Source organism: Bradyrhizobium sp. SZCCT0231, assembly GCF_018130245.1.
GTDB classification, from domain to species: domain Bacteria; phylum Pseudomonadota; class Alphaproteobacteria; order Rhizobiales; family Xanthobacteraceae; genus Bradyrhizobium; species Bradyrhizobium japonicum_F.
This window is the reverse complement of the sequence record NZ_JAFCKP010000002.1, coordinates 575,870-599,823: the sequence shown is the minus strand read 5'-3', so window position 1 is coordinate 599,823 and position 23,954 is coordinate 575,870. Positions and strand designations below refer to the sequence as shown.

Sequence of the window (23,954 nt, the reverse complement as noted above, 5' to 3'; positions counted from 1 at the left end):
TGTCTGTTGCACCCCGATTGGCATGGAACAGTCTCGCGGATAGGCGGTTGACCGCCAAATCCGGAACTCGGGTCATTCCAACCCAAGCCATGGACGGACATCATGAGGATCGAAAACTTCAAGGACCTGTACATCGCCGAGCTGCAGGAACTCGTCAGCATGGAGGATCAGCTGGGTGATGCACTCAAACGAATGGCCGAGATGGCGGTGCATCCCTCCCTGAAACTTGCCCTGGCCGAGCATCAGCAGGAGACGGTGCAACAAGGTCAACGGCTTCAGGAAATCCTGCGCAGGCATGGCGCAAATGCGCGCGTGCACACCGATCAGGCCATGGAATCGTTGATCGAAGAGACTGCGAAGATGATGAAGATGGTGACGCAGGATGACTTGCGCGACGCCGCGATGATCGCCTCCGCCCAGAAGCTGGAACATTACGAGATTGCCGCTTATGGCAGCGCAGCCGCGCTTGCAGGGCAGCTCGAGTTCAGGGAGGACCAGAACATGCTGCACGAGAGCCTGGAGGAGGAGAAGGCGACCGACACCATGCTGACGACGCTCGCGAAGAGCGAAGTCAATCTCGACGCTCTTGCAGCCTGACTGGAACGTCGCCGGTGAGTCCTTGCCGAGGGCCACCGGCTTCAGGTGGGATGACCTCGGCCAATCTCAAATGCGGCGGGCCTTAAGCGCAAGTCTTTGCACCCGCAAGCACGTGTGAAACCGGACAGTTGCGCTTGGCTTTTTTCGTCGGAACTTGGATGCATCAATTCCAGGTACTGCCAAGGGTTCTTCCCCTGCGCAAATCGCAATGGGCGCCATCTTCAAAACAACGTCTTCAAAACAAGGACCCCGCCGGTTACCGAAGTAACCTGACGGGGCTTGTGAACGAATCTTTGATTTGGTTTATCCGCAGCTTTCGCTCTGGCCTCGCCATTTCATCGATCGCTCACTGAATAATCAACCGACGACCTCCACGGACGTTCCGGACGGCGGCCATTTTTAATGTTTCTGATCGTCGGTGCTGGCGCAGGAGCGCAAGGTGTTGAGCGGAGGAAGGCCGGATCTTCAAGAAGATGGAACAGCGGCCCGCGCTTACCCTTCGGGCGGAAACGTCCGATTGGAGCGGGTGAAGGGAATCGAACCCTCGTATTCAGCTTGGAAGGCTGCTGCTCTACCATTGAGCTACACCCGCGTTACGGGCTCCCTAACACGGCCGGACGGCGGTCTCAACTGCCCAGGAGGTCGCTTTCCGGCGTCTTCCACCCCTCGCGAACCGCCTCTGGCCCCTCCGGACTCGCCGGCCCTTAACAGCGGCAGCAATGCAACCTATATCGAAGACTTCCGAAACCAACGAAAGGAGGTGATCCAGTGTCTTATCTCAAGCGCTGTCACCTCGCTGGGATCGCCCGCTGAGCTTTGACCAAAGCTTGGCATCGGGACGCTCTCAGCCCTGGACCAGCGAGCAAGAAACCGGGCGCGACGGGGCCTCCCCGCCGCGCCTTTTCTTTGCGATTTCTCTCTCTCAGATTTCTTGGAAACGGGATCGCCGGGTCAGCCGGTGCGAAGCCGCTCGCGCAGCGCGACGGCCGCGATCAGCATCCCGATGCACCAGGCCACGACCGCGCGGTGTGGCTCGCCGCCGAGCAGCACCGTGAAGAGGCTGGTCAGAACGCACGGCGCGATGGCCTTGCCGGTCCGGCTCGTCAGTGCGAGCAGGAACGGCATCGCCGCGATCGATATTTGCAGGACGTTCATTTTGAACGACCGGCTCGTTAAAAGGCGTCAGAAGCCGCAGATGTTGAGCGCGCGCGGCCGTTTGCCGCGCCGGCTCTCCGCGATCCGCTCGCCGCCGTTCTCGGCCGAGCTGCCGTAATAGCGGTGATGGCCGGTCTGGTCGTGCAAATCGGCCGGCTCGGATTGCCCCGCCCGCCGCGCGTCGCAGATGATCTTGATGGTGTGACCCGACATTGCCGCCTCCAGCAAAGAGCTTGTTGTTTGTGGTCCATCAGTCGCGACCAATTCCGGCGGCGTTCACATGGCAAGGCCGCAATCGGGTTTCAGGATGGTTTCGCCGCTTGCCGGCCACGCAATATTTTGCTTCGGGATTGTCGGCACGGGCTGTCGTGCCACGTCCTTGGAACTTGCGCAGAAAAAACGAGGTGACGATGCTGTACGCCATCCTGGCCTATCACGTGGAAGACGAAGTCCTGTCCTGGACGCCGGAGCAGGACGCCGCGGTCGTGGCCAAAGTCATCGAGGTTCAAGCACCTCTTCGGGCAAGCGGACAGTTTGGGCCGGCGGCCCGTCTGGATGAGACCCGAAAGGCCCGCACCTTGCGTGGGCCCGGCGCGGGCATGGTGCTGGACGGGCCCTTTGCCGAGACCAAGGAGCAGCTTCTGGGCTTCCACCTGCTGCAATGCGCCACCGAGGATGAGGCGATCGCGGCGGCGCGGAAGCTGCGTGCGGTCAATCCGACCGCAGTCTACGAAATCCGCCCGGTCAAGCTTTACGTGCCGGCCGATGGGTTCGGCGCGACATCCGGTTGAGTCCTACGCGTCCGGTTCGGTCGGCGCGATATAGAAGCGCTGGATGGCGATTCCGCCGAAGGCGATGAACCACAAGAAGGGCGCGACGTGCGGCGCGAACGCCGCAACGATCGTGCCCGGAATGAACACCAGGAGGGGAAACAGCGAGGCCATGATTTCATGGCGCCAGCGGCCCAGGATCGTCCACCACAGCCAGACGTTGAGGGCGGCGATCGCGGTCAAATGCAAGCCGTAGAGCACGGCGACGGCACTGCTCATGCCGTAATTGGTGTAGAGGCCGTTGGTGACCGGCAGCAGCACGATCGAGAGCAGGAAGAACAGGTTGAGGATCACGTCGCCGCGGCTGCCGATCGGCTGGCGCGCCAGCCGGCGGTGATGGCTGATCCAGAACACGCCGGCGATGATGAAGCTGAGCGCAAAGCCGGCGAGCTTGCCGGAATAGACCCGGGCGAGATCGTTCCAGTCGGGCGCGGTCGTGAACACCGCGGCCTTGGGCAGGTCGTAGGCCAGCAGCGTCATGGCGACACCAAAGATGGTGTTGCTGAGCGATTCCAGCCGCCGCATCTCGAACTGGTCGGGCTTGAGCTCGGTCATCTCGGTCATGGGGGTGCTGGAACCAAAGGGCCGCCTTCCCCTAAATCCTAATTCCAGTTCCGTCCAGCCGCATTGCGATTCGCGCCGGGATCGCCGACCCTCATCCTTTCACCGGGGCGATTCGTGGCGACATATCTGGACACGCTCAATGCGGAGCAGCGCCGCGCCGTCGAGCATGGCGTGGCCGACGGCTCGACCGTGGGCGCCCCCCTGCTCGTCATCGCCGGCGCGGGCTCGGGCAAGACCAACACGCTGGCCCACCGCGTCGCGCATCTGATCGTCGCAGGCAGCGATCCCCGCCGCATCCTGCTGATGACGTTTTCCCGCCGCGCGGCGGCGGAGATGGCCGGCCGGGTCGAGCGTATCGCCCGCAAGGTGCTGGGCGAGCACAACGCTGCGATCATGCGCGATGCGCTGACCTGGGCCGGCACCTTCCACGGCATCGGCGCGCGGCTCCTGCGCGAATATGCCGAGCGGATCGGCGTCGATCCCGTCTTCACCATCCATGACCGCGAGGACTCCGCCGACCTGATGAACCTGGTGCGGCACGAGCGCGGATTGTCGAAGACGGAATCCCGCTTTCCGGCCAAGGGCACCTGCCTGTCGATCTATTCCCGCTGCGTCAATGCCGAGATGGAGATCGAGAAGGTACTCGGCCAGCACTATCCCTGGTGCGCGGGCTGGGCCGCCGAGCTGAAGGGCCTGTTCGCCGCCTATGTCGAGGCCAAGCAGGCGCAGCACGTGCTCGACTACGACGACCTCCTGCTCTACTGGTCGCAGATGATGAGCGACGCGCCGATCGCAGAAGAGATCGGCGGCCGCTTCGATCACGTGCTGGTCGACGAATATCAGGACACCAACCGCCTGCAATCCTCGATCCTCTTGGCGCTCAAGCCCGACGGGCGCGGCCTCACCGTGGTCGGCGACGACGCGCAGTCGATCTATTCGTTCCGCGCCGCCACCGTGCGCAACATCCTGGAGTTCCCGCAGAGCTTTTCGCCCCGCGCGGAAATGATCACGCTCGACCGCAACTACCGCTCGACACAAGCGGTGCTGTCGGCGGCGAACGGCGTCATCGGCCTCGCCCGCGAGCGCTTCACAAAAAACCTCTGGACCGACCGCAGCTCCGGGCAGAAGCCGCAGCTCGTCACCGTGCACGACGAGGCCGACCAGGCGCGCTACATCGTCGAAGCGGTGCTGGCGAACCGCGAGCAAGGCGCGCTCCTCAAGCACCAGGCGGTGCTGTTCCGGACGTCCTCGCATTCGGGTCCGCTGGAGATCGAGCTGACCCGCCGCAACATCCCCTTCGTCAAGTTCGGCGGGCTGAAATTCCTCGATGCCGCGCATGTCAAGGACGTGCTGGCCCTGCTGCGCTTCGCCGAGAACCCGCGCGACCGCGTCGCCGGCTTTCGCATCCTGCACCTGCTGCCGGGCATCGGCCCCGCGACCGCGCAGCGCGTGCTCGACCAGATGGCGGAGAGCACCGACCCGCTTGCCGCGCTCGGCCGGCTCCCGGTGCCGGCGCGCACCGGCGCCGACTGGACCGACTTCGTCCGCACGATCCAGAATTTGCGCTATTCGGAATGGCCTGTCGATCTCGAGCGCGTTCGGCTCTGGTATGAGCCGCATCTCGATCGCATCCACGAGGATGCCGAGACGCGCCGCGCCGATTTGATGCAGCTCGAGCAGATCGCCAGCGGCTATGCCTCGCGCGAGAAATTCCTGACCGAGCTCACGCTCGATCCGCCGGATGCGACCAGCGACAAATCGGGACCGCCCCTTCGCGACGAGGACTACCTGATCCTCTCCACCATCCACTCGGCCAAGGGCCAGGAGTGGAAATCGGTGTTCGTGCTCAACGTCGTCGACGGCTGCATGCCGTCCGATCTCGGCGCCGGCACCAGCGCCGAGATCGAGGAGGAGCGCCGCCTGCTCTATGTCGCGATGACGCGCGCCAAGGACGATCTCCACCTCGTCGTGCCGCAACGCTTCTTCACCCACGGCCAGGCCGCCAAAGGCGACCGCCACGTCTACGCCTCGCGCACCCGGTTCATCCCGGAATCCCTGGCCTACCTGTTCGAGCGCACCGCCTGGCCGAAGGCAGCGGCGGGCGCAGCACGCACCGCGGCGCAGGGGCCGAAGATCGACATCGGGGCAAAGATGCGCGGGATGTGGCGGTAGACACAGCCTCGATTGAGCAAACGGAAACCGAGCATTTCCGAAATGCCGCCTTGTGACGATGGGGCTGTCCATTAAGTGTCGTTCATCTTCCCCATGAGACCTGAATGATGACCGCACCGCTCGAATTCGGACTGGATACCTTTGGCGACGTCACGAGAGATACGTCCGGCGCCGTGATCACGCATGCGCAGGTGATCCGCAACGTCGTCGACGAAGCGGTGCTGGCGGACGAACTCGGCCTCGATTTCATTGGCCTCGGCGAGCACCACCGCGCCGATTTTGCGATCTCCTCGCCGGAAACCGTGCTCGCCGCAATCGCATCGCGCACCAGGCGCATCCACCTCGGCTCGGCCGTGACGGTGCTGTCTTCGGACGATCCCATTCGCGTCTTCCAGCGCTTTACGACACTGGACGCGGTCTCGAACGGACGCGCCGAGGTGATCCTCGGCCGCGGCTCGTTCACCGAATCCTTCCCGCTGTTCGGCTTCGACCTGCGCAAATACGAAGAGTTGTTCGAAGAGAAGCTCGATTTGTTCGCCGCGCTCTTGTCGCAGCAGCCGGTCACCTGGCAAGGCAAGCTGCGTCCGCCGCTGCGGGATCAGCTGGTCTATCCGCCGGTCGCGAACGGCACGCTCAAAACGTGGATTGGCGTCGGCGGCAGTCCGCAATCGGTGGTGCGCGCCGCGCATTACGATCTGCCCTTGATGCTCGCGATCATCGGCGGCGATCCCGCGCGCTTTGCGCCCTACGTCGATCTCTATCATCGCGCATTCAAGGAATTCGGCCGCCCGGCCCAGCCGATCGGCGTGCATTCGCCGGGCTATGTCGCCGAGACGGATGCGCAGGCGCGCGAGGAGCTGTGGCCCGATTACAAGGCGATGCGCGACCGCATCGGCAAGGAGCGCGGCTGGCCGCCGATGGGCCGCGACGAATTCGTCAGCGAGGCCGAACATGGCTCGCTCTATGTCGGCTCGCCGGAAACGGTGGCGCGGAAGATCGCGAAGACGGCGAAGGCGCTCGGGATCTCGCGGTTCCAGTTGAAGTACTCGGCGGGGCCATTGCCGCACGAGAAGCTGATGCGGAGCATCGAGCTTTATGGGCGGAAGGTGGTGCCGATGGTGCGGGAGATGATGGGGTAGCGTTCCGTCGCTACTTCATCAGCCCGAGCCGGCTTGCGCCGACATAGAGCGAAAGTACGGCGGCGTTGGAGACGTTGAGGCTCTTGATCTCGCCGGGCATGTCGAGCCGCGCCACGACGCTGCAGGTCTCGCGGGTCAATTGCCTGAGGCCTTTGCCTTCGGCCCCCAACACCAGCGCAAGCGGCTCGCGCAGTGCGACGTCCGCAAGGTTCTCGGTGCCCTCGCTGTCGAGGCCGACGGTCTGGAAGCCGCGCTCGTTGAGCGCGGTCAGCGCGCGGGCGAGGTTTTGCACGGTGACAACAGGCACGAGTTCGAGCGCACCGGAGGCGGCTTTTGCGAGCACGCCGGTGGCTTCCGGACTGTGACGCGCGGTGGTGACGATTGCCTTCACCGCGAAGGCCGCGGCCGAACGCAGGATGGCGCCTACGTTGTGCGGATCGGTGATCTGGTCGAGCACCAGCACCATGCCTTCCTGCTTCAGGGCTTCGATGTCAGGCGAAGGCAGAGGATCGGCTTCGGCGAGCAGGCCCTGATGCACGGCGTCGGGCGACAGCAAGCGGTCGATCTCCTGGGGCCGCACGATCTCAGGCGCGACGCGGGTTGCGATGTTTTCCTCCGCCAGCCGCCTTGCGGCATTCTCGGTCAGCGTCAGCTTGCGGATCCGGCGCTGAGGATTGGCGAGCGCCATGGTGACGGTGTGCCAGCCATAGAGGATGACGGGCCCGTCGCCATGCGAATCGCGGTCGCGCCAGGCCGGGCGGCCGGCCGATTTTCCGGGCCTGTTGAAGGGCTTAGCCCCGCCTCGGGAGCCCTTGGGGGCGAATTTTCGTTCCTTCATGGGCTCGCTTGTGTCACGGGCGCTGGAATATGGCAATTTGGGTGCCTTCAGGGGCGATTTTAGCTGTTCGCGTCGGTTGACTTTGCCCCACCGCTTCGCCCATAAACGCGCCCGGTCGCGCCCCGATCCGGGCTGTCGCGGCCTTCACGTTCCATGGCCGTCTTCGGTCCGCCGGCAAGGTCCGGCCCGATTGTGCTGCCGTCGAGCGGGGGAGTGTCCCGAGTGGCAAAGGGAGCTGACTGTAAATCAGCCGCCTCATGGCTTCGCAGGTTCGAGTCCTGCCTCCCCCACCAGCCTTCGCTCGCTTCGCGAGCTTCGGCTAGGCAAGCCATCTCAGAACATCATCGCACGGACTTAGCTTAGCCGACAGCCGCAGGCGGGCAGTCGATAAGCGATCGCCGATACAGAACAGTTCGCATCCATAAAGCAAAGCGCCCGTCCGCATCACGCGAACGGGCGCTTCGCAAATCTCAACCGATCAGGGATCAGTAATAGCGGCGCAGCACGCGGTGACCGCCGTAATAGTGCGGCGCGTGGCGATGGGCATAGCCGTAGCGCGGAGCATGGCCGTAGTGCACGCGCGGCAGATAGCCGTAGCGGGGGCCATAGCCGTAGCGATACGGACGGTAGTACGGGCGGCGATAAGGATAAGCGGCCGGCGGCGCGACCGCAGCGGCACGATAGCCATAGCCGTAGCCGTAATTGGCAGGCGCGACGACCGCGTCCTCACGGTAGGTCGGATACGGCGCGAAGGCGCCCGGACCGGTATAGGTCGGGCCCTGGTTCACGTAGTAATATTGCGTGGTCGGCTCGGCGAGACGCTCGAAGGCGGCATAGCCATAGCCATAACCATAGCCGCCGCAGCCGGTGTTGCAGCCGGAATAGACCGGCGCAACCGGCGCGCACGTGGCGAAGCCGCAGGCTGCGGCAGGCGCAGCCCCGACAAACATCACGGCAGCTGCCGCGACCAGTCCCGAAATCATTTGACGCATTACTTTCTCCTGTTGATTTCCGTTTTTTGGATTTTCACGTTTCTCAACCCGGCGGCTTGCCGGGTAGCTCGGTGTGCGGCCGCGGCCGAGGGGGCCGAGGACGCTCGTTGATCTCGGGCGCGTAGATCACCGGCGGGGGATCGACGGGCGGATCCATCTGCGCCGGCAGCGGCGCGGACGACGCGCCCCAGCTCTGGTGGTAGCTCTCGGCGGGCTTCGGCAATTTGCGGTTCGCGGGCGGCTCGACCTCGAGCCGGCCGTAGCCGGGCCGCAGGCCCAGCGTCGGATAATAATGGCCGACGTCGTCGGGCTGCCGCTCGGCGATATAGCGTCCACCATAGATTGTGGGCTGTACCTGCTGGTTCTTGCCGAGCCCCCAGACACCCTCGACCACGCTATAGGACGCATCGATGTTGTTGATGATGATCGGCACGCCGGGACGGCCGGGCACGACGATGTCGAAGCCGCCGTCGGCAAACGCCGTCGCAGGCAGTCCGATCAGAAAGGCGGCGAGCGCCACGGCGCGCATGAGGAGATCCCGGTTATCCGGAACACAACCTATCCGATCGCGGCACAGAGAGGGTTAAGGCCTGCTCACCAAATTCCGGTAAGCCTAACGTGCAAGGATTGCGCGCCGCTCAAATGCTGCACAGCGAACTAGCGAAGCGTTAACGGCGCCGACTGCGACGCCGGAACGGCGCCGCCGTGCTCACATCCGTTTGACTGTTCGCTGACGAAAAATCCCAGGTTGCATCGGAACGCCCGGCACCGTCAGCGTTTAGCTCCCGTCAACAAAATGGGAGCGAACAACCATGACCATCAAGCTTCTCGGGGCCACGGCGATTGCAGCGACCATGCTGGCAGGCTCTGCTATGGCGCAGGCGGTCGTCATCAATCCGGGCCGCTGCTCGGCGCAATTCCCCAACGCCAACTGCCAGAACCTCGGTCCTGGAAACCCGTACACCGATAGCGGATACCGCCATCGCCGCGCCTCCTATCGTCAGACCAGTGGGGACTGGAACAACGACTGGAACAGGAGCCGCACCGGCTTCTGGCCGACCGACGTTGCGGCCGGCGTAGCCGGCGCTGCGATCGGCACTGCGGGCGCGATTGCCACCGCCCCATTCCGCGCCTGGGACAATTCCTACGCCTATGACCGCGGCCGGGACAATCGCGGATGGGACACCCGCACTTACGCCCAGCGCAACGGTTTCGTCTGTACACCCGGCACCTGGTTCAAGGGTGAAGACGGCCGCCGGCACATCTGCCAGTAAGGCGGGCTCAAGCGAACGCAACCTGTCAGGCGGCCCCAGGGCCGCCTGACACATGTCCGCAAGGACGCTCCGCGGGTTCTGGCACTTTCCAATCAAGTCTGGTATTGCGGCGCACGGGCGGATAGCCCCGGTCCATGCCGGGCCCGGTCCCGCTTTCCAGCGTCGCCGGCTTAGCTCAGCGGTAGAGCAGCGGTTTTGTAAACCGAAGGTCGGGGGTTCAATCCCCTCAGCCGGCACCATTGGTTTGGCCGACACCGCCTCGTGGCCTGACGCAAGAACCAAATCATCGGCGTGGCGTTATCCTTGCACCATAGAGCCGTCTCGCGGAGGTCTGGCGATGGACCCGAATGATCGAGCAGCCTTGGCCCTATCCGCTGTCGCCTTGGCCATCGCCATTGTGGTTGCATCGACAGTCACGTTAGAGCGCGTCAATACCCGTACCGCCAGCAACGACCCACCTCCCGGAACGGTAGGATTGGCCAGGCCTCACCCGCCGCTGGACCGTGCTCCCGGTGAACCGATACAGACGACAGGAACGCCGTCCAACGCAAGGCAGCGTCCCTGACCGAACGCCGGCCGCGACCAGTTGGTCGGTCCCGGAAGCGAGAGTGAAATAGCGCCGCGACTGCATCTGGCATCGATCATCCGACATCCTCCAGCCGCCACAGCCCGAGGCTCTTGTCGCGCCAGCCGCCATCGCCCTCCTCGCAGCGCTCGTTGATCAGCTCGCGCGGCAAGGGCCAGTTGAACGGCGCCTTCACCATGTTCAGCGCGCGCGCCAGTCGCCGTCCTCGCAATCGCGATTGCCCTCCCATTCGGGAAAGGTGGTGACCAGCAGGAAGCGCGCGCCGCTCATCCGAAATTGCGCGAGGGCGCGATCGATATTCGCAAAGCTCAGATGCACCAGACAGTCGCGGCAGAGAATGATGTCCGCGCGCGGCAGCGCATCGCGCGTGATGTCGGCGACGAGAAACCGGCCCGATGAGCCGCCGCCCGCGACACGCCGGCGGTTGGCTTCGATCAGCGACGGCACGATGTCGATGCCGGTGTAGTCGACATCGAGCTCGAGCCGGCCAATCCATCCGGCATCGCCGCACGGCGCATCCAGCAGCGAGCGCACGCCGAGCCGCTGCAGCAGCGCGGGAAGCGCCTCCCGGATCGCGGCGATCGCGGGGGCCTCCGAGCCGAGGCCCGACACCGACGTGGCCGCGCCCCAAAGGTTGGTGCACTCGATCCGCTCGAACCGTGCGGCAAGATCGAGGCCCGCGAAATTGTCGCGGTCGGCGAGGAAGCGTTCGTGGGCGAGCACGGGAGGACGACGGGAGATCATCGGACGAACCTCATGCGAAGTCGCGCGCCAATGTACAGGTGATGCGCTGCGTCCGAAATCGCCATGCGCCATCGATCCGATCAGGCCGCATCGGAACCAAAGACGGGCGTCACTCGTTCTCGACTCATGCGGATCAGGGAAGAAAACCGAAATATGATTCTGCTGGCGACGGTTATGCTGTGCTGTGGCGCCGTGGCCGGCACATTGACGCTGCTAGAACCTGTACTCGGGCCGGCGCCGGAGAAGCCGGCCGCCAAGCAGGTCGACATCACCGCTCAGACGGTTCGAGTGGTCGGCGCGCCGTTCGAGCCCAACGTCAATCCGCGCGCGCGGTAGCGCTCACCGCGGCGAGGCCTCCTTGCCCTCCTCGGACGGGACCTGGGCACGCGCCAATTCTTCCACGAACGCGATCACCTCCGCCCGCTTGTGGGGCGGCAGCGACAGGAACGCGCGGATGAGCCTTAGGCCCTCCGCTTCGTCCGGACGTTGTTTCGTTGGATCCATTTGCCCAGTGTCGGACGACCGGGAAAAATATGCAATCCCTTGTAAACCTCCTTGATTCGACGCTGCCGCTTTGCTGGAATAAGCGCGGCTGAGGTGGATCATGAAATGGATCAGGGAGCGCGACGCACTGATCGCGCAGACACTGGCCTTCGTCCAATCGGTGACCGGCAGGAAGGATGACGTCCTGCAGCCGGAGGCGCCCGCAGCTGACGCGACCGTGACGGTGGAGATCGTCGCCGTGGAGGCGGTCGCCGCCGAGGTCGAGCCGTCGCAAGCCCCCCTTCCGCCCCGGCCCGCACCTCTCCCGCCGCCGCGCGCAAGTGGTGATTTCCGCACCGAGATGCAGGCCCGCATCGCCAATTTCCGCAAGCATCAGGAGCGCTTCGAGCGCGAGCGTGAGGAATATTGTGCGGCGACCCTGACCAAATTGCGCGCCGCCATCCGCGACGCTTCCGGTCCACCGGCCGAAAAATAAGGCCCCCGGATCAGGGGCCTACAACCAGGACCAGACCAGCCAGAGATTGGCCGCGCAGGCGCCGAACAGCGCCAGCGTGAGGGGCAAGAGCATGTGCCCGCAGGATGTCTTCAGGTCGCTCGTCATGGCGGAAAACATCCCCTGATTCCGGCGGATGAGTCCCAGGGATTCTTTTTTCCGGGATTCAGGACTCGTTAAGGACTCAAGGGCCGGTGGCTACCGATCACGGCGCCGTGATCGAACCGAACGCCGGAACCCCTTACCGGCGAGCTCGTTAACTGGGCTTCTTGCAGCGGTTCCTGGAGCGGGAAGAATGCCCTACGCCCTGTTCTGCAACGACGCCCAGATCAGCAAGGCCTATCCTGACGAGTCCGACGTCTGGAAGCTCGCGCAGCGGAGCGGTCTCGTCGTGGACGTGATGACGGATGACGAGCGGCCGGGACCGCGCCGGGTGCTCGACAACGACTACGAGATCGCGCCTTGCCAGGCAGCCCAGGGCGAGGACCCCGCCAAGAACAAGGCTGAGGCCGACCAGCAGTCGAGGATGGAGCTTGAGCTGAATTCCTGAGCTCCGGCACGAAACCGGAAGCGGAGCTCAGGGCGTGGCGGCCGCAAGCGACGCCTGCTCGCCGGGCATAGCGACGCAGGCCTTGCGGCGATGCAGCCCACGGATGGCGCCGGTCACCTTCAGCACCTTGCCGGAGGGACAGGAAGCGTCCTTGACGAAGGCGACCTCATAAGGTGCCAGCATCAGTGGCTCGGATCTGAGGATTGTCTGTGCAGAGCACGGCAGGCAGAAAAAGCACGAGAGCACCACTGCCGACACCAAGATACGCATGTCCGTCGTCTCACCAGCCCGGTAATTCTCATATAACGTGTTCCGGAACGCGAGTTCCGTAAATCGCAAAAATTATTTTTGCTTTACCCCGCCCCCGTGACGCGCGTGAGAAGGCGCGCCAGCGTCGTTTGCAAGCAAATGACGCGCCAGATGGTTCACGCAAAGCAAACGAGGCGCCGACAGGCGGAAGACCGGCAACCGAAAGGCCGGCGCAGCCGGCCTTTGTCCGCTCCTGGATCGTCGCTGGCCGGTCAGTAGCGGGAGGCCGCCGGGCCGCCCCAGCCGAAGCGGTAGTTCACACCGACCTTGGCGGTATGCTCGTCCTCCCGGCCACGAACGCCGACGATGTCCGTCGGGCCAGAGGTGAAGGTGGTGCTGCCGAAATTGTAGTACTGGTACTCGGCCTTGGCCGACCAGTTCGGCGCGAACATGTATTCGAGGCCGGCGCCAACGGTATAGCCGTCCTTGCTGTTGCCGGTGGTGGTGAAGGCCTGCGGCACCCCGGCGATGTTCACGCCGAGGCCGTTGTTGCGCCAGGCATAACCGCCCTTGGCGTAAAGCAGCGTCGGTCCCCAGGTGTAGCCGATGCGACCGGTCACCGACCCGAGCTGGTCGGTGTTGGACGTCACCTGCGTGCCCAGCGGGAACGTGACACCGTTGTTGTTGGTCGGCAGCCAGGAATACTGGGCCTCGACACCCACCACCCAGTTGGGCGCGAACTGGTAATCGAAGCCGCCCTGCACGCCGCCCAGGAAGCGGGCGTCGCTCGACTGGAAGCTGCTGTCGCCGGCAAACGCGCCGCCGACATGGCCGCCGATGTAGAAACCAGTCCAGTTGTAGATGACCTGCGGCGGCGTATAGGCCGGCGCCTTGGTGTAGGTGCGAGGCTGCATGTCGGCCGCTGCGGCCGGCGCTGCCAGCGCAAGCAAGGCGACTGCGCCCAGCAGGATCGTCTTCATGTCCATCCCCGTTCTTTCAAAATCGACCCTCAGCAAACAACGTGGCGTGAATTTGGTTGCTTCGCGGCGATGCCGGAACGTTGATCGTTCGCAACTGTGACGGCGTGGCAACAACGCGAATTGGTTCCTTCACGTCGCGTACGCAAGGCCGCCGCATCGATTTGTCGCAAGCGGAAACACCCCGTTCAAAGCTCGCCGAAATGTGATCCAGCGGCTCCGGCAACCTCGTTCTAGCACCAGGCGATGAAGACGGGCTTTGCGCTACCGCGTCATCTTTTCCAGTTCCGGAAAGGGTGCGTAAACCGCACCGGCACAGAGATCGCTGGTCCGGTCGACCACGCGATCCGCTCGGCCGTTGACGAAGATCACGGCACGTTCGCGCATGATCTTGTAGCTGCCATCGGTCTCGCGCGGGGTGAAGTGCAGGCAGCTCACATAGAACTGCCGACCGCCGACCTCGCGCTGCACCGGCTCAGCCATGCTGGCATCGCGCACGCCGACCGGATTGTTGAGATAGGTCCGCATCACGGCCAGCGTGTCGCTCCGGAAATTGTCAGGAAACGGCTGCGGCCCGCCGGCCTGCGTCCCACCCAGCAGGGTTGGACGGTCACCGTCGCTGCCGAAACATGCCGCAAGCGCCAGCGGCAACGCCAGGATCACCGCACATCTCGCCAATCGCCCCACCGGCCCCGCTCTCCGCTCGATCAGATTCGGAGATGTTCTAGCCCCAAGTCTGCCTAACCCCAAGTCTGCCTGGGCCCAAGCCTGCGCGAAGGGAATTCGCTTGCAGCGGCGCAAACGGCGCACCGGCCCGTTGCCGGCACCTCGGGCTTGCGCACGAGGCGTGGCGAACGGACCAGGCCTGACGTCCGCGCGCGGCGGCGGGGCAATGCCAGGGATGCCGCCGCGCGGGAGCAGTCGTCAGTTGCGCTTGTCTGACGTCGCCGGCTTGGTCACATCCGGCTGCGCCTTCTGCGACTGCTTGGCCGAGACCTGCTTGTGGTGGTGGCGATGCTTGCGCACGGTCTTGTGCTCGTCGGTCGTGACCGCGGCGTTGGCGTTCATCGGCTTCGACTTGGTATCCACCTTGGCATCCGCCTTTACATCGGGAGCCTTGGCATCCGAAGCCTTGGCGTCAGTAGCCTTGGCGTCCGTAGCTTTGGCATCCGTAGCCTTGGCGTCGGCCTTGACGCCGGCGTCCGGTTTCGCGGCGGTGGTCGCCGCCTTGGTCTGGCTCTGGTCCGCCTTGATCACCGGGGCAGTCGTGGTGGTCTTGCCGGCCTCGGCAGCGAAGGCCGGGGCTGCGATCACGGAAGCTGCGAGCAAAGCTGCGGAAATCGTCTTCAACATGGTGGTCTCCTCTTGGAAGGATCTTGAGGCGGCGCCCTCTCGCCTACCCTTCGATCGTAGGTCGGAGCCTAGGCGCCGCGCACTGAACCCATTCTGAAGCCGATTGCAGGCTTTCGTTCATCTGGATGACAAGTTTGTCATCTGCGCTACGGCGAATAGATCGTGCGAAGGGGGAATGTTTGCGCCCGATGGGTGTTCCGGTCTTCGGGCAATCGTGTAGGATCGCCACGTTCCATACGGGAGAACTTAGATGCGCAAACTCTCAATGCTTGTCTTGCCGGGACTGGTCGCCATGTCGCTGGCGGCCGCACCGGTGCTGTCCAGCGCCTATGCCGCCGGCAGTGACGAGCCCTCCTCGCCGCCGAAATCGGACTCCTCGTCCAAGAAGGGCAAGAAGAAGAGCTCTTCCGTCAGCGATCCCAAATTCCTCGCGGCCTATCGCACCGCCTACACCGCGATCTACGACAAGCACGATTACACGGGCGCGATCGACCAGCTGAAGTCGCTGGGGCGCGACGACGTCGCCGACGTCGCCAATCTGATCGGCTATTCCTATCGCAAGCTCGGCGACTATCAGTCGTCGAAGCTCTATTACGAGCTGGCGCTGAAGGACGATCCGAACCACGTCCGCACCTGGCAGTATTACGGCCTCTGGCAGCTCGAGCAGGGCAACCGCGAGCAGGCGCAGTATCATCTCAACAAGATCGCCTCGCTCGCCGGCACCGGCAGCTCGGAGTATCGCTCGCTTGCCGCAGCGCTCGACAAGCCGACCGGCGCGACGCTCGTCTACTGAAGACATCGCATCTTCAAACGACGCGGACGGGCACAACCTCAGGGTTGTGCCCGTTCTGCGTTTTCGGCTAGCCTCGCGCACCCAATCCTCCCTCGCAAACCGGTAGCGCAATGGACACGTGGCTGCGATCCGCGATCGACTACATCGGCTCCTGGATCGAATTCCAATTGTCGACAATCCAGCAGCCGGGCGTCATCGTCGCCTTCGCCCATCGCGGCGAAATCGTCGCCGAACATGCGTTCGGCCTCGCCAATCTCGACACCGGCGAGGAGCTCACCCCGCGCCACCGCTTCCGCATCGCCTCGCACTCCAAGAGCTTCACCTCGGCCGGCATCATGAAGCTGCGCGAGCAGCGCAAGCTCCGGCTCGACGACACGGTGGGCCAATATGTCGGCGGCCTCAATCCACGCGTCGCCGAGACGACGATCGCGCAAGTGCTGTCGCACAGCGCGGGGCTGACGCGCGACGGCGCCGATTCCGGCCAGTTCATCGACAGCCGCCCCTATCTCGGCGCCGACGAACTGCTCGCGGAATTGAAGCTGGCCACCGCAATCGAGCCCGGTACGCGCTTCAAATATTCCAATCACGGCTTTGGCCTGCTTGGCCTCGTGATCGAGGCCGTGACCAAGGAGCCCTACCCGGTCTGGATCAAGCGCGAGATCATCGAACCTGCGGGCTTGCGCGAAACCGAGCCGAATGCGCCGCTTGCCAAGAGCACGCCGTTCGCGTGCGGTCATACGCGCAAAGTGCCGCTGGGCGAACGCTGCGTCATCCCCGGCGACAATCCAGCACATGCGATGGCATCTGCCGCAGGCTTCGTCGCCACCGCCGCCGACACCGCCCGCTTCTTCGCGCAGCTGGCACCCAACGCGAAGAAGAGCGTGCTGTCGGTCGCGAGCCGCCGCGAGATGACGCGAAACCATTGGCGCATCCCGCAGAGCTTCGAGGCCTATTATGGCTTGGGCGTCAATGCCGGCAAGACCGACGGCTGGGACTGGTTCGGCCATGGCGGCGGTTTCCAGGGCTACATCTCCCGGACCTGCGCCATTCCCGCGTGCGAGCTTTCGATCAGTATCCTCAGCAACTCGATCGACGGCGCGGCCCCGTTCTGGATGGACGGCGCGATGCAGATCCTGCGCGTCTTCCAGACCCGCGGCGCGCCCGACCGTCGCCTGCGCGACTGGACCGGCCGCTGGTGGACGATCTGGGGCGCGACCGACCTCGTCCCCGCAGGCAACCGCGTGCTCGTCGCCAATCCGCAGTTCAACAATCCGTTCATGGATGCCGCCGAGATCGAAGTCACCGGCCGCGACACGGGCAAGCTCGCCTGGGCTGCCGGCTATTCCAGCCACGGCGAGCCGGTGCGCCGGGTCCGTGACAAGCGCGGCAAGATCAGCGACATCTGGATCGCCGGCGCCAATGTGAAGCCTGCGAGCGTCGTGGCGCGCGAGATCGCGCGGCGATACAAGCCACGCAAGCGTCGGCCTACTCCCGAATGAGCGCCTCGACCTCGCTCCGGAATGCCTGCCGCGATCCGTCGCGCGAATAGAACATGTGGCCGCCGGGATAGACGACGAACTTCACGCGCTGCGTCACGAAGGCCGGCAGCTGATCGAGCACCCGCTTCGTTCCGAAATAGGGCGTGGCGAGGTCGAACAGGCCGTGCCCGACCAGCACGTTCAGCTTCGCATCGGTGGCGAGGATCTGGCGCAGCTCGGAGACCGATTGCGGCGGGTTGATGCCGCGGCCGAAATCCCAATGGCCTTCCACAGTGCCGTTCAGGACTTCATAGGAGCCGTCGGGCCGCCAGTTGAGCTTGCGCGTCAGGACGTCGACCGCGGCACTCGTCAGCGGCGCCTGGAGCGCATCGCCGGAGGGATCGCCGAAGCGCGAGCTGCTGGAATCCGGATAGGGATCGAAGCCACGCACGGAGGCGTCGTAGCGTCCAGTCACCTTGCCGTTCTTGCGGTCGAACTCGCGTCGGAATTCACCGACGTCGAAGCGCCCGGCAAGCCGGCGGCTCACCGCCCGATCGATGCCGGTGAGCTCGGCGACCTTGTCGGCGAGACGATTGGTCGCCTCCTTGTCCGCCTCGCCCTTGACGAGATCGGTCAGGAATTCGCCGCGCGCGTAAGCCTCGACGTCGGCGAGGTCGGCGCGCTTGACCGGTCCCTTGGCCTCGCGCGCCACCGCAACATAGCTCGGCAGCGTCGCGACATATTGCAGGAGGCTGGTGCCGGCGAACTCGCGGAAATCCAGCAGCGGCGACACCATGATCAGTCCCCTGACGCCGACGCCGTGCTGGAGCTGCAACTGGCGCACGACCTTCGGTCCGCGAATGCCGCCATAGCTCTCGCCGGCGACGTATTTCGGCGAGGTCAGCCGGGCGTGCTTTTCGAGCCAGCGCCGGATCACGAGTGCGATCGAATTGACGTCGCCGTCGACGGAGTAGAAGGATTTGCGCGCGTCCTCGCCGCTCGCCACGAAGCGGCTGTAGCCGGTGCCGACTGGATCGATGAAGACGAGATCGGTGAAGTCGAGCCAGGTCTCCGCGTTCGGCTTCACCTCGGGCGAGGCCGAGGGCGACAGGGCCTCGCCATCGAGCGGCAGCCGCCACGGACCGGCCGCGCCGAACTGGAGCCACGCCGAGGACGCGCCCGGCCCGCCATTGAACAGGAACGTCACAGGGCGCGTCGCGCGGTCGGCACCGTCGAGCTCATAGGAGGTGACGGCGATATCGGCCAGCGGCTCGCCCTTGCCATCGAACACGCGGATCGAACCGGCGGTCGCGGCGAAGTTGAGGGTCCGGCCGGGCAGATCGAGCGTCTGCTTCGTGGTCGAATCCGGCGGCAGACGGTGCTGCTCGGCCGCCGATGGGGAAGCCTGCGTCGCGCTTTGCGCGCCACCGCCGCGCCCGGCCTTCTGTCCGGCCGGCGATGCCGCCTCGGAGCGCGGCTGCGGCGGATCATCCGCGCGCGCAAGGCCCGCGAGCGCGAAAGCCGAGACCGCCAGCACCAGGCTCGCGCGGCGGAGCACCGGCAAATTCGTGATCATGATCGTTCTCCCTGCCCGGCTGTGACAGCCGGTGAGACCGGAAAGGTTAGCGCGGAATTGCGACGGTTTGGGGAATCATTGGCCTGGCGGGGCCTGAAGAAGCCGACCAGGTTCAAATCGCCCGGTTCTGTGCTTAGATCCGGTTGGACAGTCCCCGTTAGCTTTGGAGGGCGGTCATCCTCGACAATGCAGGCTTAGGTCGTATAGACGAGCCCGGCGGAACTTTTCTCCAGCAAGGCGGCCCTGCCGAGAAGCCATGACCAAGCCCTCGCGATACGACCGGATCGCCTTCGTCGCCAGCCCGAGCAGCGAGGCGCAGGCCGCCTTCGGCCAGCTCACCGACGACTACGGCAATTGCGACCCTGATGATGCCGACGTCGTCGTCGCGCTCGGCGGCGACGGATTGATGCTCCAGACGCTGCACCAGAACATGCACACGGGAAAGCCGATCTACGGCATGCATCGCGGCACCGTCGGCTTCCTGATGAACGAGTATTCAACGCACGATCTGCGTGCGCGGCTCGAGGCGGCCCATGAATCCGAGATCAATCCGCTCTTGATGCGCGCAACCGACGTCAATGACCGCGTCCATCTGCACCACGCCATCAACGAGGTCGCCCTGTTCCGGCAGACCTACCAGGCGGCGCGGCTGCGCATCCTGATCGACGAGCGCGAGCGCATGTCCGAGCTGATCGCGGACGGCATCATGGTGGCGACGCCGGCCGGCTCGACCGCCTACAACCTCTCCGCCCAGGGGCCGATCCTGCCGATCAATGCCGCGCTGCTGGCGCTGACGCCGATCAGCGCCTTCCGCCCGCGCCGCTGGCGCGGCGCGCTGCTGCCCAACACGGCCTATGTCGTGATCGAGGTGCTGGAGGGCGACAAGCGGCCGGTGGCAGCCGTCGCCGACCACGACGAGGTGCGCGACGTCCGCCGCGTCGAGGTGCTCTCCGACAAGACTATCTCAATGCGGATGCTGTTCGACCCCGGCCACAGCCTGGAAGAGCGTATCCTGCGCGAGCAGTTCGGCTATTGAACCGCCTGCCCCGCAACGCCTCCCGAGCCCCGGTCGCAACCCTTCGTTAACTCCCGGCACGATATGGTTAACGAAGGTTGACCCGCTTCTGGCCCGGGCGTCATGTTCCGCATCGACTTCAACAAGCTGCGCTTCCTCGTCTGCGACGACAATCCGCACATGCGCCGCATCCTGCGGACGCTGCTGCATTCCTTCGGCGCGCGCGAGGTCTATGAGGCCGAGGACGGCGCCACCGCACTGGAAATGTACAGCCATTACGTGCCCGACATCGTCATCACCGACTGGGCGATGCCGATCTTCGACGGGCTCGAGCTCGCGCAGATGATCCGCCAGCCGGAATCCAAGGGCAACCCTTACGCGCCGATCATCATGCTGACCGGTCATTCCGAGAAGCGCCGCGTCACGGTCGCGCGCGATGCCGGCGTCACCGAATTCCTGGCCAAGCCGATCTCGGCCAAGGGCCTCTACCAGCGCATCCTCAACGTCGTCGCCAATCCCCGCCCCTTCATCAAGACCAAGACCTATTTCGGTCCGGACCGGCGCCGCAACACCAACTCCGCCTATATGGGCCCCGAGCGCCGCGTCGGCGAAAAGCACGAGGTGCTGCAGCAGCCCTCGCTGATCGACAAGGCCCGCTCCTCCATCTAGCGCAACGTCCTTCAGACGAGGCAGGCATCATGGCGAAGAACAGCGCAAAGGACATCGAGGTCGAGGCCTTCGCCACGCATCAGATCATCACGCAGCCCAACCCGCTGCGCAAGGTCCTGCGCCGCGTCGAAGAAAAGGACATGGACGATCCGGTCGGCCGCGCCGAACAGGCACTTGCGAGCCTTTCCGGCGAGTTCAAGGACTGGATGACGATCGAGGTCCAGAGACTTTCCGCCGCCTGGACTGCCGTGGAGAAGGATGGCTTCACGAAGATACTGCGCGACGAGCTGTTCCACGCCGCACACGACATCAAGGGCGATGCGGCGACTTTCGGCTTTCCTTCGGCCGCGGGCATAGCCGAGAGCCTGTGCCGCGTCATCGAGCACGCGCCTGATCTGGAAAAGGTGCCGGCCGAGCTGTTCACGCACCACATCAATGCCATTCTCGCCATCGTGCACGAGAACACCAGGCTCGACAGGATCAGCGTTTCAGCCGAGCTCAGCCGCCGCCTGCGCAAGATCGCCGACGATTATCTTGCCCACGTCAACCGCGACCGCCCCGAACATCTCGAGGTGATCCTGGCCCCGAGCATCGCGCCGGTGGAATAGTTTCGCCGCGCGCAAACTATCGTAGGGTGGGCAAAGCGGAGCGTGCCCACCAATCAACATGAATTGTGCGGATAGATGGTGGGCACGGCGCAAGAGCGCTTTTGCCCACCCTACGGCGTCTCGTTACGCCGCAATCAGATCGTCGTAGACCGGATCGATCGCATCATCCGCGACGAGCTCGTCGCAGAACAGCCGTGCCTCTTCACGCGCGGATTCGGTGGCGAAGCGGCGTAGCAGGACCATCAGCGGCTCGGTGGCGCCCCGGTCGGACTCGCAATGGGTGAGCACGCGCTCGACCATACGTCGGCGCAGCCGCACCGCGCCGTCGTCGCTATCGACGAAACCTTGCTCGTGGCAGGCCTCGAGTGCGACCTGGAATGCTGCAAACGTCGCCTCGGGCAGCCCGGCGCGGCGGAGCAGCGCGTGCAGGCTATTGCCGCCGCGATCGTGCAGCAGCGCCGAGACGCGCGCCAGCGGCAGATCGGCGAGCTCGGCGAGGGCCGCGTCGAACAAATCGAGATTGCCCGATAGCAGTGCACGCAGGATCAGGCCCGCGGTGAGCTGGCCGGTGATGCGCAAATGCCGGACCAGGCCTTGCATGTCCTCGCCGCGCGAGCGCGCCGCGATGTTCATGGTGGAGCGGTCGCGCGCCTCGATCGTGATGCGGTCCGCGCGGTCCGCGCTCAGCCAGTTCCGCGCCACGACGAATTGCGCCAGCGTCTCCGAGAGCTTTGCCACCAGCGCGGCGCGCGTTGCGGCCGGCAGATCCTCCAGCACCAGCATCGCCTCGCGGATCGCTGCGAGATGGCCGTGACGCTCGACGATGCGGTCCCAGGAGAACGGGGCCAGCTCGGCATGGGGATTTTCGATCAGCTCCAGCGCGGCAGCCGCGCAGCCGACTTCGGCGATCGCGGCGCAGACCGATACCGGCAATGCGATGCGGCGGGCAACGGCGCATTGCACCTCCTCGTTGCCGGTCGCGACGATGTCGACGAGATCGGCGTCAATCAGCAGCGGAGAATGTTCGAGCAGCGGCAGCGCGACGGTCGGCTGATCTGTCGACAGCGCCCGCACGATCGCGGCCGGCGCATCAAGGCTGCGCGCAAAAGCCTCGGCCATCGCCTGCCGCACCAGCGGCGAGGGATCGTCGAGCAGCATCAGAAGCGCGCCTTCGGCGGCGATGCGGTCGTCTGCAGAAAGGTCTGAGATCAGCCAGGCCCGGGCCAACGCCCTTGTGGCCTCGGCCCGCTCGCCGGCGGGCGCCGTCCTGATCCAATGAATGAACTGCCGAACAATCATGCTGCTTCGGGCTACACAACAAACGAAAAACGATGACGGCTCGTCACCTGCAACACAAAGTAAACCACGACGCTTAACAAAGCGTTCACCATAACTGGCTGGTTTTATTGACGTTTTGTTAAGGGAACCAAGGCGCCCTGCTCACGTGCCCCGGACGCAGCGCAGCACGTCAGTGATGCGCTGCTGAGCCGGGGCCCATTCTCAACGAAAGGATTTGCTGCGGCAGCATGGGTCCCGGCTCTGCGCAGCAGCGTTTCACGCTGCAGCGCGTCCGGGACACGGGAGCGGAGACTAACTCGAGAACGTGCCGCTGCGATCGCTGAAGAGATCGAGCGGCTGCGGCGGCCGCACGTCCGGCGTCGCCGAGGCCACCGAGGTGAACGAGGCGTTGTTGCCCCATAATTTCTGCACCGTGGTCGAGACCGGCTGCGTGGCATCGCCGGGCTGATAGATCGAACGAAACACCGGCGTGCTCGGCGCATTGTCCGCGACGGCTGTTGGCGAGGTCGCATTGACGGGCGTCACGGCGCGTGTGTTCGGGAAGGTCTGGAGATAGGCGGCGTTGTCGATGACAGGCACTGCGGGCTGCACGCCGCTCGCGCTGGCGACCTCAGTGGTCGACGGCGTGCCGCCATACATCGCCATCGCGCTGCGGGTCACCTTCGAATTGGCTGCACTGGCGTAGCGTGCGTCGAGCACCGAGTAGACTTCGGAGACGCTGCGGGCGCGGCCGTCCTTGGCGTAGAAGATCGAACGGTTGGCGGCCGCCGCGTTGGGAAACAGCCGCGCGCCGACCGCTTGCGGATTGTCCTCGGCGTTGGCGATGAGTTTTGCGGCGCCGCCGACGCCCATGAAATGCGCCATGTAGAGCTCGCTGTCGCTCGGCCTGCGGCCGAGCAGACCGGTGAGCTTGAAGCTATTCGACTGCGTCAGCGCCGCCGCCATGGTGGATGCGGCCTCGGGGTCGTCGCGCAGCTTCATGATCGATCGCTTCACCACGGGATCATCGACGGTGTAGGTGCCAGCCGAGGTCCTGGTGATGGCGTCGGCGTAGCTGCCATAGCCGAGCTGGGCACCCGCCTCCTTCACCGTGCCGAGCCAGGTCTGGTCGATGAATTGGTAGAGCCCGTGCGCGGACGAGGTGGTGGCCCCCGCCGTCGGATCGAAATCCGATTCCATCTTGGCGGTGGTCAGCATGTACTGGAAGCTGACGCCGGAGATGTTCGAGGCCTGCTTGATCGCACCGGCGACGCGCGCCCGCGACGAATCGAGAACCGCCGTCTGTGAGGCACCGGAATTGTCGATCGACATGATGAAGTGCCCCGCCCCGCGCGGCGTTGAGCGGCGCCGGCAATTCGGCGCCCGTCGTCTCACCGTGGGACAAGTATGGTTAATGCGGGGTTAATTCGGCTCTCCCCGCCGCCCCGAGTCATTCCGGGGCGCACCGTAGGTGCGAGCCCGGAATCCATCCAGCCGCCCGTGATGCCGTGCGATGGATT

The 23,954-nt window shown here is 64.8% G+C and carries 27 protein-coding genes, 3 tRNA genes and 2 pseudogenes; 15 read left to right on the top strand and 17 right to left on the bottom strand.

What is annotated here, in order from left to right:
* Window positions 1–102 precede the first annotated feature (102 nt).
* Window positions 103–597, top strand: a complete 495-nt coding sequence (locus JQ566_RS10300; protein WP_212372103.1) for a YciE/YciF ferroxidase family protein — start codon at window positions 103–105, stop codon at window positions 595–597.
* Window positions 598–1,115: 518 nt separating this feature from the next.
* Here JQ566_RS10300 and JQ566_RS10295 read toward each other — a convergent pair.
* The 4 genes from JQ566_RS10295 to JQ566_RS10280 form a co-directional block, all read right to left on the bottom strand.
* A tRNA-Gly gene (locus tag JQ566_RS10295) sits at window positions 1,116–1,189 on the bottom strand.
* 359 nt (window positions 1,190–1,548) lie between these two features.
* Window positions 1,549–1,752, bottom strand: coding sequence for a hypothetical protein (locus JQ566_RS10290; RefSeq protein WP_212372102.1), 204 nt, complete (start codon window positions 1,750–1,752; stop codon window positions 1,549–1,551).
* Window positions 1,753–1,779: 27 nt separating this feature from the next.
* Window positions 1,780–1,965, bottom strand: coding sequence for a hypothetical protein (locus tag JQ566_RS10285; RefSeq protein ID WP_212372101.1), 186 nt, complete (start codon window positions 1,963–1,965; stop codon window positions 1,780–1,782).
* 37 nt (window positions 1,966–2,002) lie between these two features.
* Window positions 2,003–2,176 carry a hypothetical protein gene (locus tag JQ566_RS10280; protein WP_212372100.1) on the bottom strand — a complete coding sequence of 58 codons (174 nt, stop codon included), beginning with the start codon at window positions 2,174–2,176 and terminating at the stop codon, window positions 2,003–2,005.
* Between JQ566_RS10280 and JQ566_RS10275 the strand changes: the two genes are divergently transcribed.
* Complete coding sequence (locus tag JQ566_RS10275; protein WP_212372099.1) at window positions 2,163–2,543, top strand: YciI family protein; 381 nt, start codon at window positions 2,163–2,165, stop codon at window positions 2,541–2,543. The two genes, JQ566_RS10280 and JQ566_RS10275, sit on opposite strands and share 14 nt — an antisense overlap.
* A gap of 3 nt (window positions 2,544–2,546) precedes the next feature.
* Here JQ566_RS10275 and JQ566_RS10270 read toward each other — a convergent pair whose 3' ends face one another.
* On the bottom strand, window positions 2,547–3,137 hold the full coding sequence (locus JQ566_RS10270; protein WP_212372148.1) for a TMEM175 family protein: 591 nt from the start codon (window positions 3,135–3,137) through the stop codon (window positions 2,547–2,549).
* Window positions 3,138–3,260: 123 nt separating this feature from the next.
* Here JQ566_RS10270 and JQ566_RS10265 point away from each other — a divergent pair, with 123 nt between their 5' ends.
* Window positions 3,261–5,318 carry an ATP-dependent helicase gene (locus JQ566_RS10265; protein ID WP_212372098.1) on the top strand — a complete coding sequence of 686 codons (2,058 nt, stop codon included), beginning with the start codon at window positions 3,261–3,263 and terminating at the stop codon, window positions 5,316–5,318.
* Window positions 5,319–5,425: 107 nt separating this feature from the next.
* Window positions 5,426–6,457 (top strand): LLM class flavin-dependent oxidoreductase, encoded by a 1,032-nt coding sequence (locus tag JQ566_RS10260; protein ID WP_212372147.1) that lies wholly within the window; start codon window positions 5,426–5,428, stop codon window positions 6,455–6,457.
* 10 nt (window positions 6,458–6,467) lie between these two features.
* Here JQ566_RS10260 and rlmB read toward each other — a convergent pair whose 3' ends face one another.
* Window positions 6,468–7,295 (bottom strand): 23S rRNA (guanosine(2251)-2'-O)-methyltransferase RlmB, encoded by an 828-nt coding sequence (gene rlmB, locus JQ566_RS10255; protein ID WP_212372097.1) that lies wholly within the window; start codon window positions 7,293–7,295, stop codon window positions 6,468–6,470.
* Window positions 7,296–7,502: 207 nt separating this feature from the next.
* Between rlmB and JQ566_RS10250 the strand changes: the two genes are divergently transcribed.
* A tRNA-Tyr gene (locus JQ566_RS10250) sits at window positions 7,503–7,588 on the top strand.
* 192 nt (window positions 7,589–7,780) lie between these two features.
* Here JQ566_RS10250 and JQ566_RS10245 read toward each other — a convergent pair.
* Together JQ566_RS10245 and JQ566_RS10240 are read right to left on the bottom strand one after the other, a co-directional pair.
* Window positions 7,781–8,287: a hypothetical protein gene (locus JQ566_RS10245; RefSeq protein ID WP_212372096.1), complete on the bottom strand. Its 507-nt coding sequence runs from the start codon at window positions 8,285–8,287 to the stop codon at window positions 7,781–7,783.
* Window positions 8,288–8,330: 43 nt separating this feature from the next.
* The gene (locus JQ566_RS10240; protein WP_212372095.1) at window positions 8,331–8,816 is read right to left on the bottom strand and encodes a hypothetical protein; all 486 of its coding nucleotides are present in this window, start codon (window positions 8,814–8,816) and stop codon (window positions 8,331–8,333) included.
* A 283-nt stretch (window positions 8,817–9,099) separates the two neighbouring features.
* Between JQ566_RS10240 and JQ566_RS10235 the strand changes: the two genes are divergently transcribed.
* Together JQ566_RS10235 and JQ566_RS10230 are read left to right on the top strand one after the other, a co-directional pair.
* Window positions 9,100–9,561, top strand: a complete 462-nt coding sequence (locus tag JQ566_RS10235; RefSeq protein WP_212372094.1) for a hypothetical protein — start codon at window positions 9,100–9,102, stop codon at window positions 9,559–9,561.
* A gap of 164 nt (window positions 9,562–9,725) precedes the next feature.
* Window positions 9,726–9,800, top strand: a tRNA-Thr gene (locus JQ566_RS10230).
* A gap of 402 nt (window positions 9,801–10,202) precedes the next feature.
* Here JQ566_RS10230 and JQ566_RS10225 read toward each other — a convergent pair.
* Window positions 10,203–10,891 (bottom strand): annotated as a pseudogene (locus JQ566_RS10225) (class I SAM-dependent methyltransferase).
* 63 nt (window positions 10,892–10,954) lie between these two features.
* Here JQ566_RS10225 and JQ566_RS10220 point away from each other — a divergent pair.
* Window positions 10,955–11,227 carry a hypothetical protein gene (locus JQ566_RS10220; protein WP_349643314.1) on the top strand — a complete coding sequence of 91 codons (273 nt, stop codon included), beginning with the start codon at window positions 10,955–10,957 and terminating at the stop codon, window positions 11,225–11,227.
* A gap of 3 nt (window positions 11,228–11,230) precedes the next feature.
* Here JQ566_RS10220 and JQ566_RS10215 read toward each other — a convergent pair whose 3' ends face one another.
* Window positions 11,231–11,497 (bottom strand): hypothetical protein, encoded by a 267-nt coding sequence (locus JQ566_RS10215; protein ID WP_212372151.1) that lies wholly within the window; start codon window positions 11,495–11,497, stop codon window positions 11,231–11,233.
* Between JQ566_RS10215 and JQ566_RS10210 the strand changes: the two genes are divergently transcribed.
* Together JQ566_RS10210 and JQ566_RS10205 are read left to right on the top strand one after the other, a co-directional pair.
* Window positions 11,496–11,870: a hypothetical protein gene (locus JQ566_RS10210; RefSeq protein WP_212372093.1), complete on the top strand. Its 375-nt coding sequence runs from the start codon at window positions 11,496–11,498 to the stop codon at window positions 11,868–11,870. The genes JQ566_RS10215 and JQ566_RS10210 overlap by 2 nt on opposite strands.
* A 313-nt stretch (window positions 11,871–12,183) precedes the next feature.
* Window positions 12,184–12,438, top strand: coding sequence for a hypothetical protein (locus tag JQ566_RS10205; RefSeq protein WP_212372092.1), 255 nt, complete (start codon window positions 12,184–12,186; stop codon window positions 12,436–12,438).
* 27 nt (window positions 12,439–12,465) lie between these two features.
* Here JQ566_RS10205 and JQ566_RS34970 read toward each other — a convergent pair whose 3' ends face one another.
* From JQ566_RS34970 to JQ566_RS10185, 4 genes are all read right to left on the bottom strand, one after another.
* Window positions 12,466–12,708: a DUF6719 family protein gene (locus JQ566_RS34970; RefSeq protein ID WP_212372091.1), complete on the bottom strand. Its 243-nt coding sequence runs from the start codon at window positions 12,706–12,708 to the stop codon at window positions 12,466–12,468.
* A gap of 251 nt (window positions 12,709–12,959) precedes the next feature.
* The gene (locus JQ566_RS10195; protein WP_212372090.1) at window positions 12,960–13,667 is read right to left on the bottom strand and encodes an outer membrane protein; all 708 of its coding nucleotides are present in this window, start codon (window positions 13,665–13,667) and stop codon (window positions 12,960–12,962) included.
* A gap of 261 nt (window positions 13,668–13,928) precedes the next feature.
* Window positions 13,929–14,324 carry a hypothetical protein gene (locus tag JQ566_RS10190; protein ID WP_349643316.1) on the bottom strand — a complete coding sequence of 132 codons (396 nt, stop codon included), beginning with the start codon at window positions 14,322–14,324 and terminating at the stop codon, window positions 13,929–13,931.
* Between the two features lie 264 nt (window positions 14,325–14,588).
* A complete protein-coding gene (locus tag JQ566_RS10185; RefSeq protein ID WP_212372088.1) occupies window positions 14,589–15,017 on the bottom strand; it encodes a His-rich protein BRANT in 429 nt (142 codons plus the stop codon).
* A 250-nt stretch (window positions 15,018–15,267) separates the two neighbouring features.
* Between JQ566_RS10185 and JQ566_RS10180 the strand changes: the two genes are divergently transcribed.
* The gene (locus JQ566_RS10180) at window positions 15,268–15,810 is read left to right on the top strand and encodes a tetratricopeptide repeat protein (RefSeq protein ID WP_212372087.1); all 543 of its coding nucleotides are present in this window, start codon (window positions 15,268–15,270) and stop codon (window positions 15,808–15,810) included.
* 110 nt (window positions 15,811–15,920) lie between these two features.
* Window positions 15,921–17,309 (top strand): serine hydrolase domain-containing protein, encoded by a 1,389-nt coding sequence (locus JQ566_RS10175; RefSeq protein ID WP_212372086.1) that lies wholly within the window; start codon window positions 15,921–15,923, stop codon window positions 17,307–17,309.
* Here JQ566_RS10175 and JQ566_RS10170 read toward each other — a convergent pair.
* Window positions 17,296–18,864 (bottom strand): S10 family peptidase, encoded by a 1,569-nt coding sequence (locus JQ566_RS10170; RefSeq protein ID WP_212372085.1) that lies wholly within the window; start codon window positions 18,862–18,864, stop codon window positions 17,296–17,298. The genes JQ566_RS10175 and JQ566_RS10170 overlap by 14 nt on opposite strands.
* A 256-nt stretch (window positions 18,865–19,120) precedes the next feature.
* Here JQ566_RS10170 and JQ566_RS10165 point away from each other — a divergent pair, with 256 nt between their 5' ends.
* The 3 genes from JQ566_RS10165 to JQ566_RS10155 all read left to right on the top strand — a co-directional run bounded on the left by JQ566_RS10165 (window position 19,121) and on the right by JQ566_RS10155 (window position 21,156).
* Window positions 19,121–19,900 (top strand): NAD kinase, encoded by a 780-nt coding sequence (locus JQ566_RS10165; protein WP_212372084.1) that lies wholly within the window; start codon window positions 19,121–19,123, stop codon window positions 19,898–19,900.
* A gap of 102 nt (window positions 19,901–20,002) precedes the next feature.
* Window positions 20,003–20,548 (top strand): response regulator, encoded by a 546-nt coding sequence (locus JQ566_RS10160; RefSeq protein ID WP_212372083.1) that lies wholly within the window; start codon window positions 20,003–20,005, stop codon window positions 20,546–20,548.
* Window positions 20,549–20,577: 29 nt separating this feature from the next.
* Window positions 20,578–21,156: an Hpt domain-containing protein gene (locus JQ566_RS10155; protein WP_212372082.1), complete on the top strand. Its 579-nt coding sequence runs from the start codon at window positions 20,578–20,580 to the stop codon at window positions 21,154–21,156.
* 123 nt (window positions 21,157–21,279) lie between these two features.
* On the opposite strand, the gene JQ566_RS10150 is transcribed toward JQ566_RS10155, so the two are convergent.
* On the bottom strand, window positions 21,280–22,455 hold the full coding sequence (locus JQ566_RS10150) for a DUF2336 domain-containing protein (RefSeq protein ID WP_212372081.1): 1,176 nt from the start codon (window positions 22,453–22,455) through the stop codon (window positions 21,280–21,282).
* A gap of 291 nt (window positions 22,456–22,746) precedes the next feature.
* Window positions 22,747–23,809, bottom strand: a pseudogene (locus tag JQ566_RS10145) (lytic transglycosylase domain-containing protein).
* Between the last annotated feature and the right edge of the window lie 145 nt (window positions 23,810–23,954).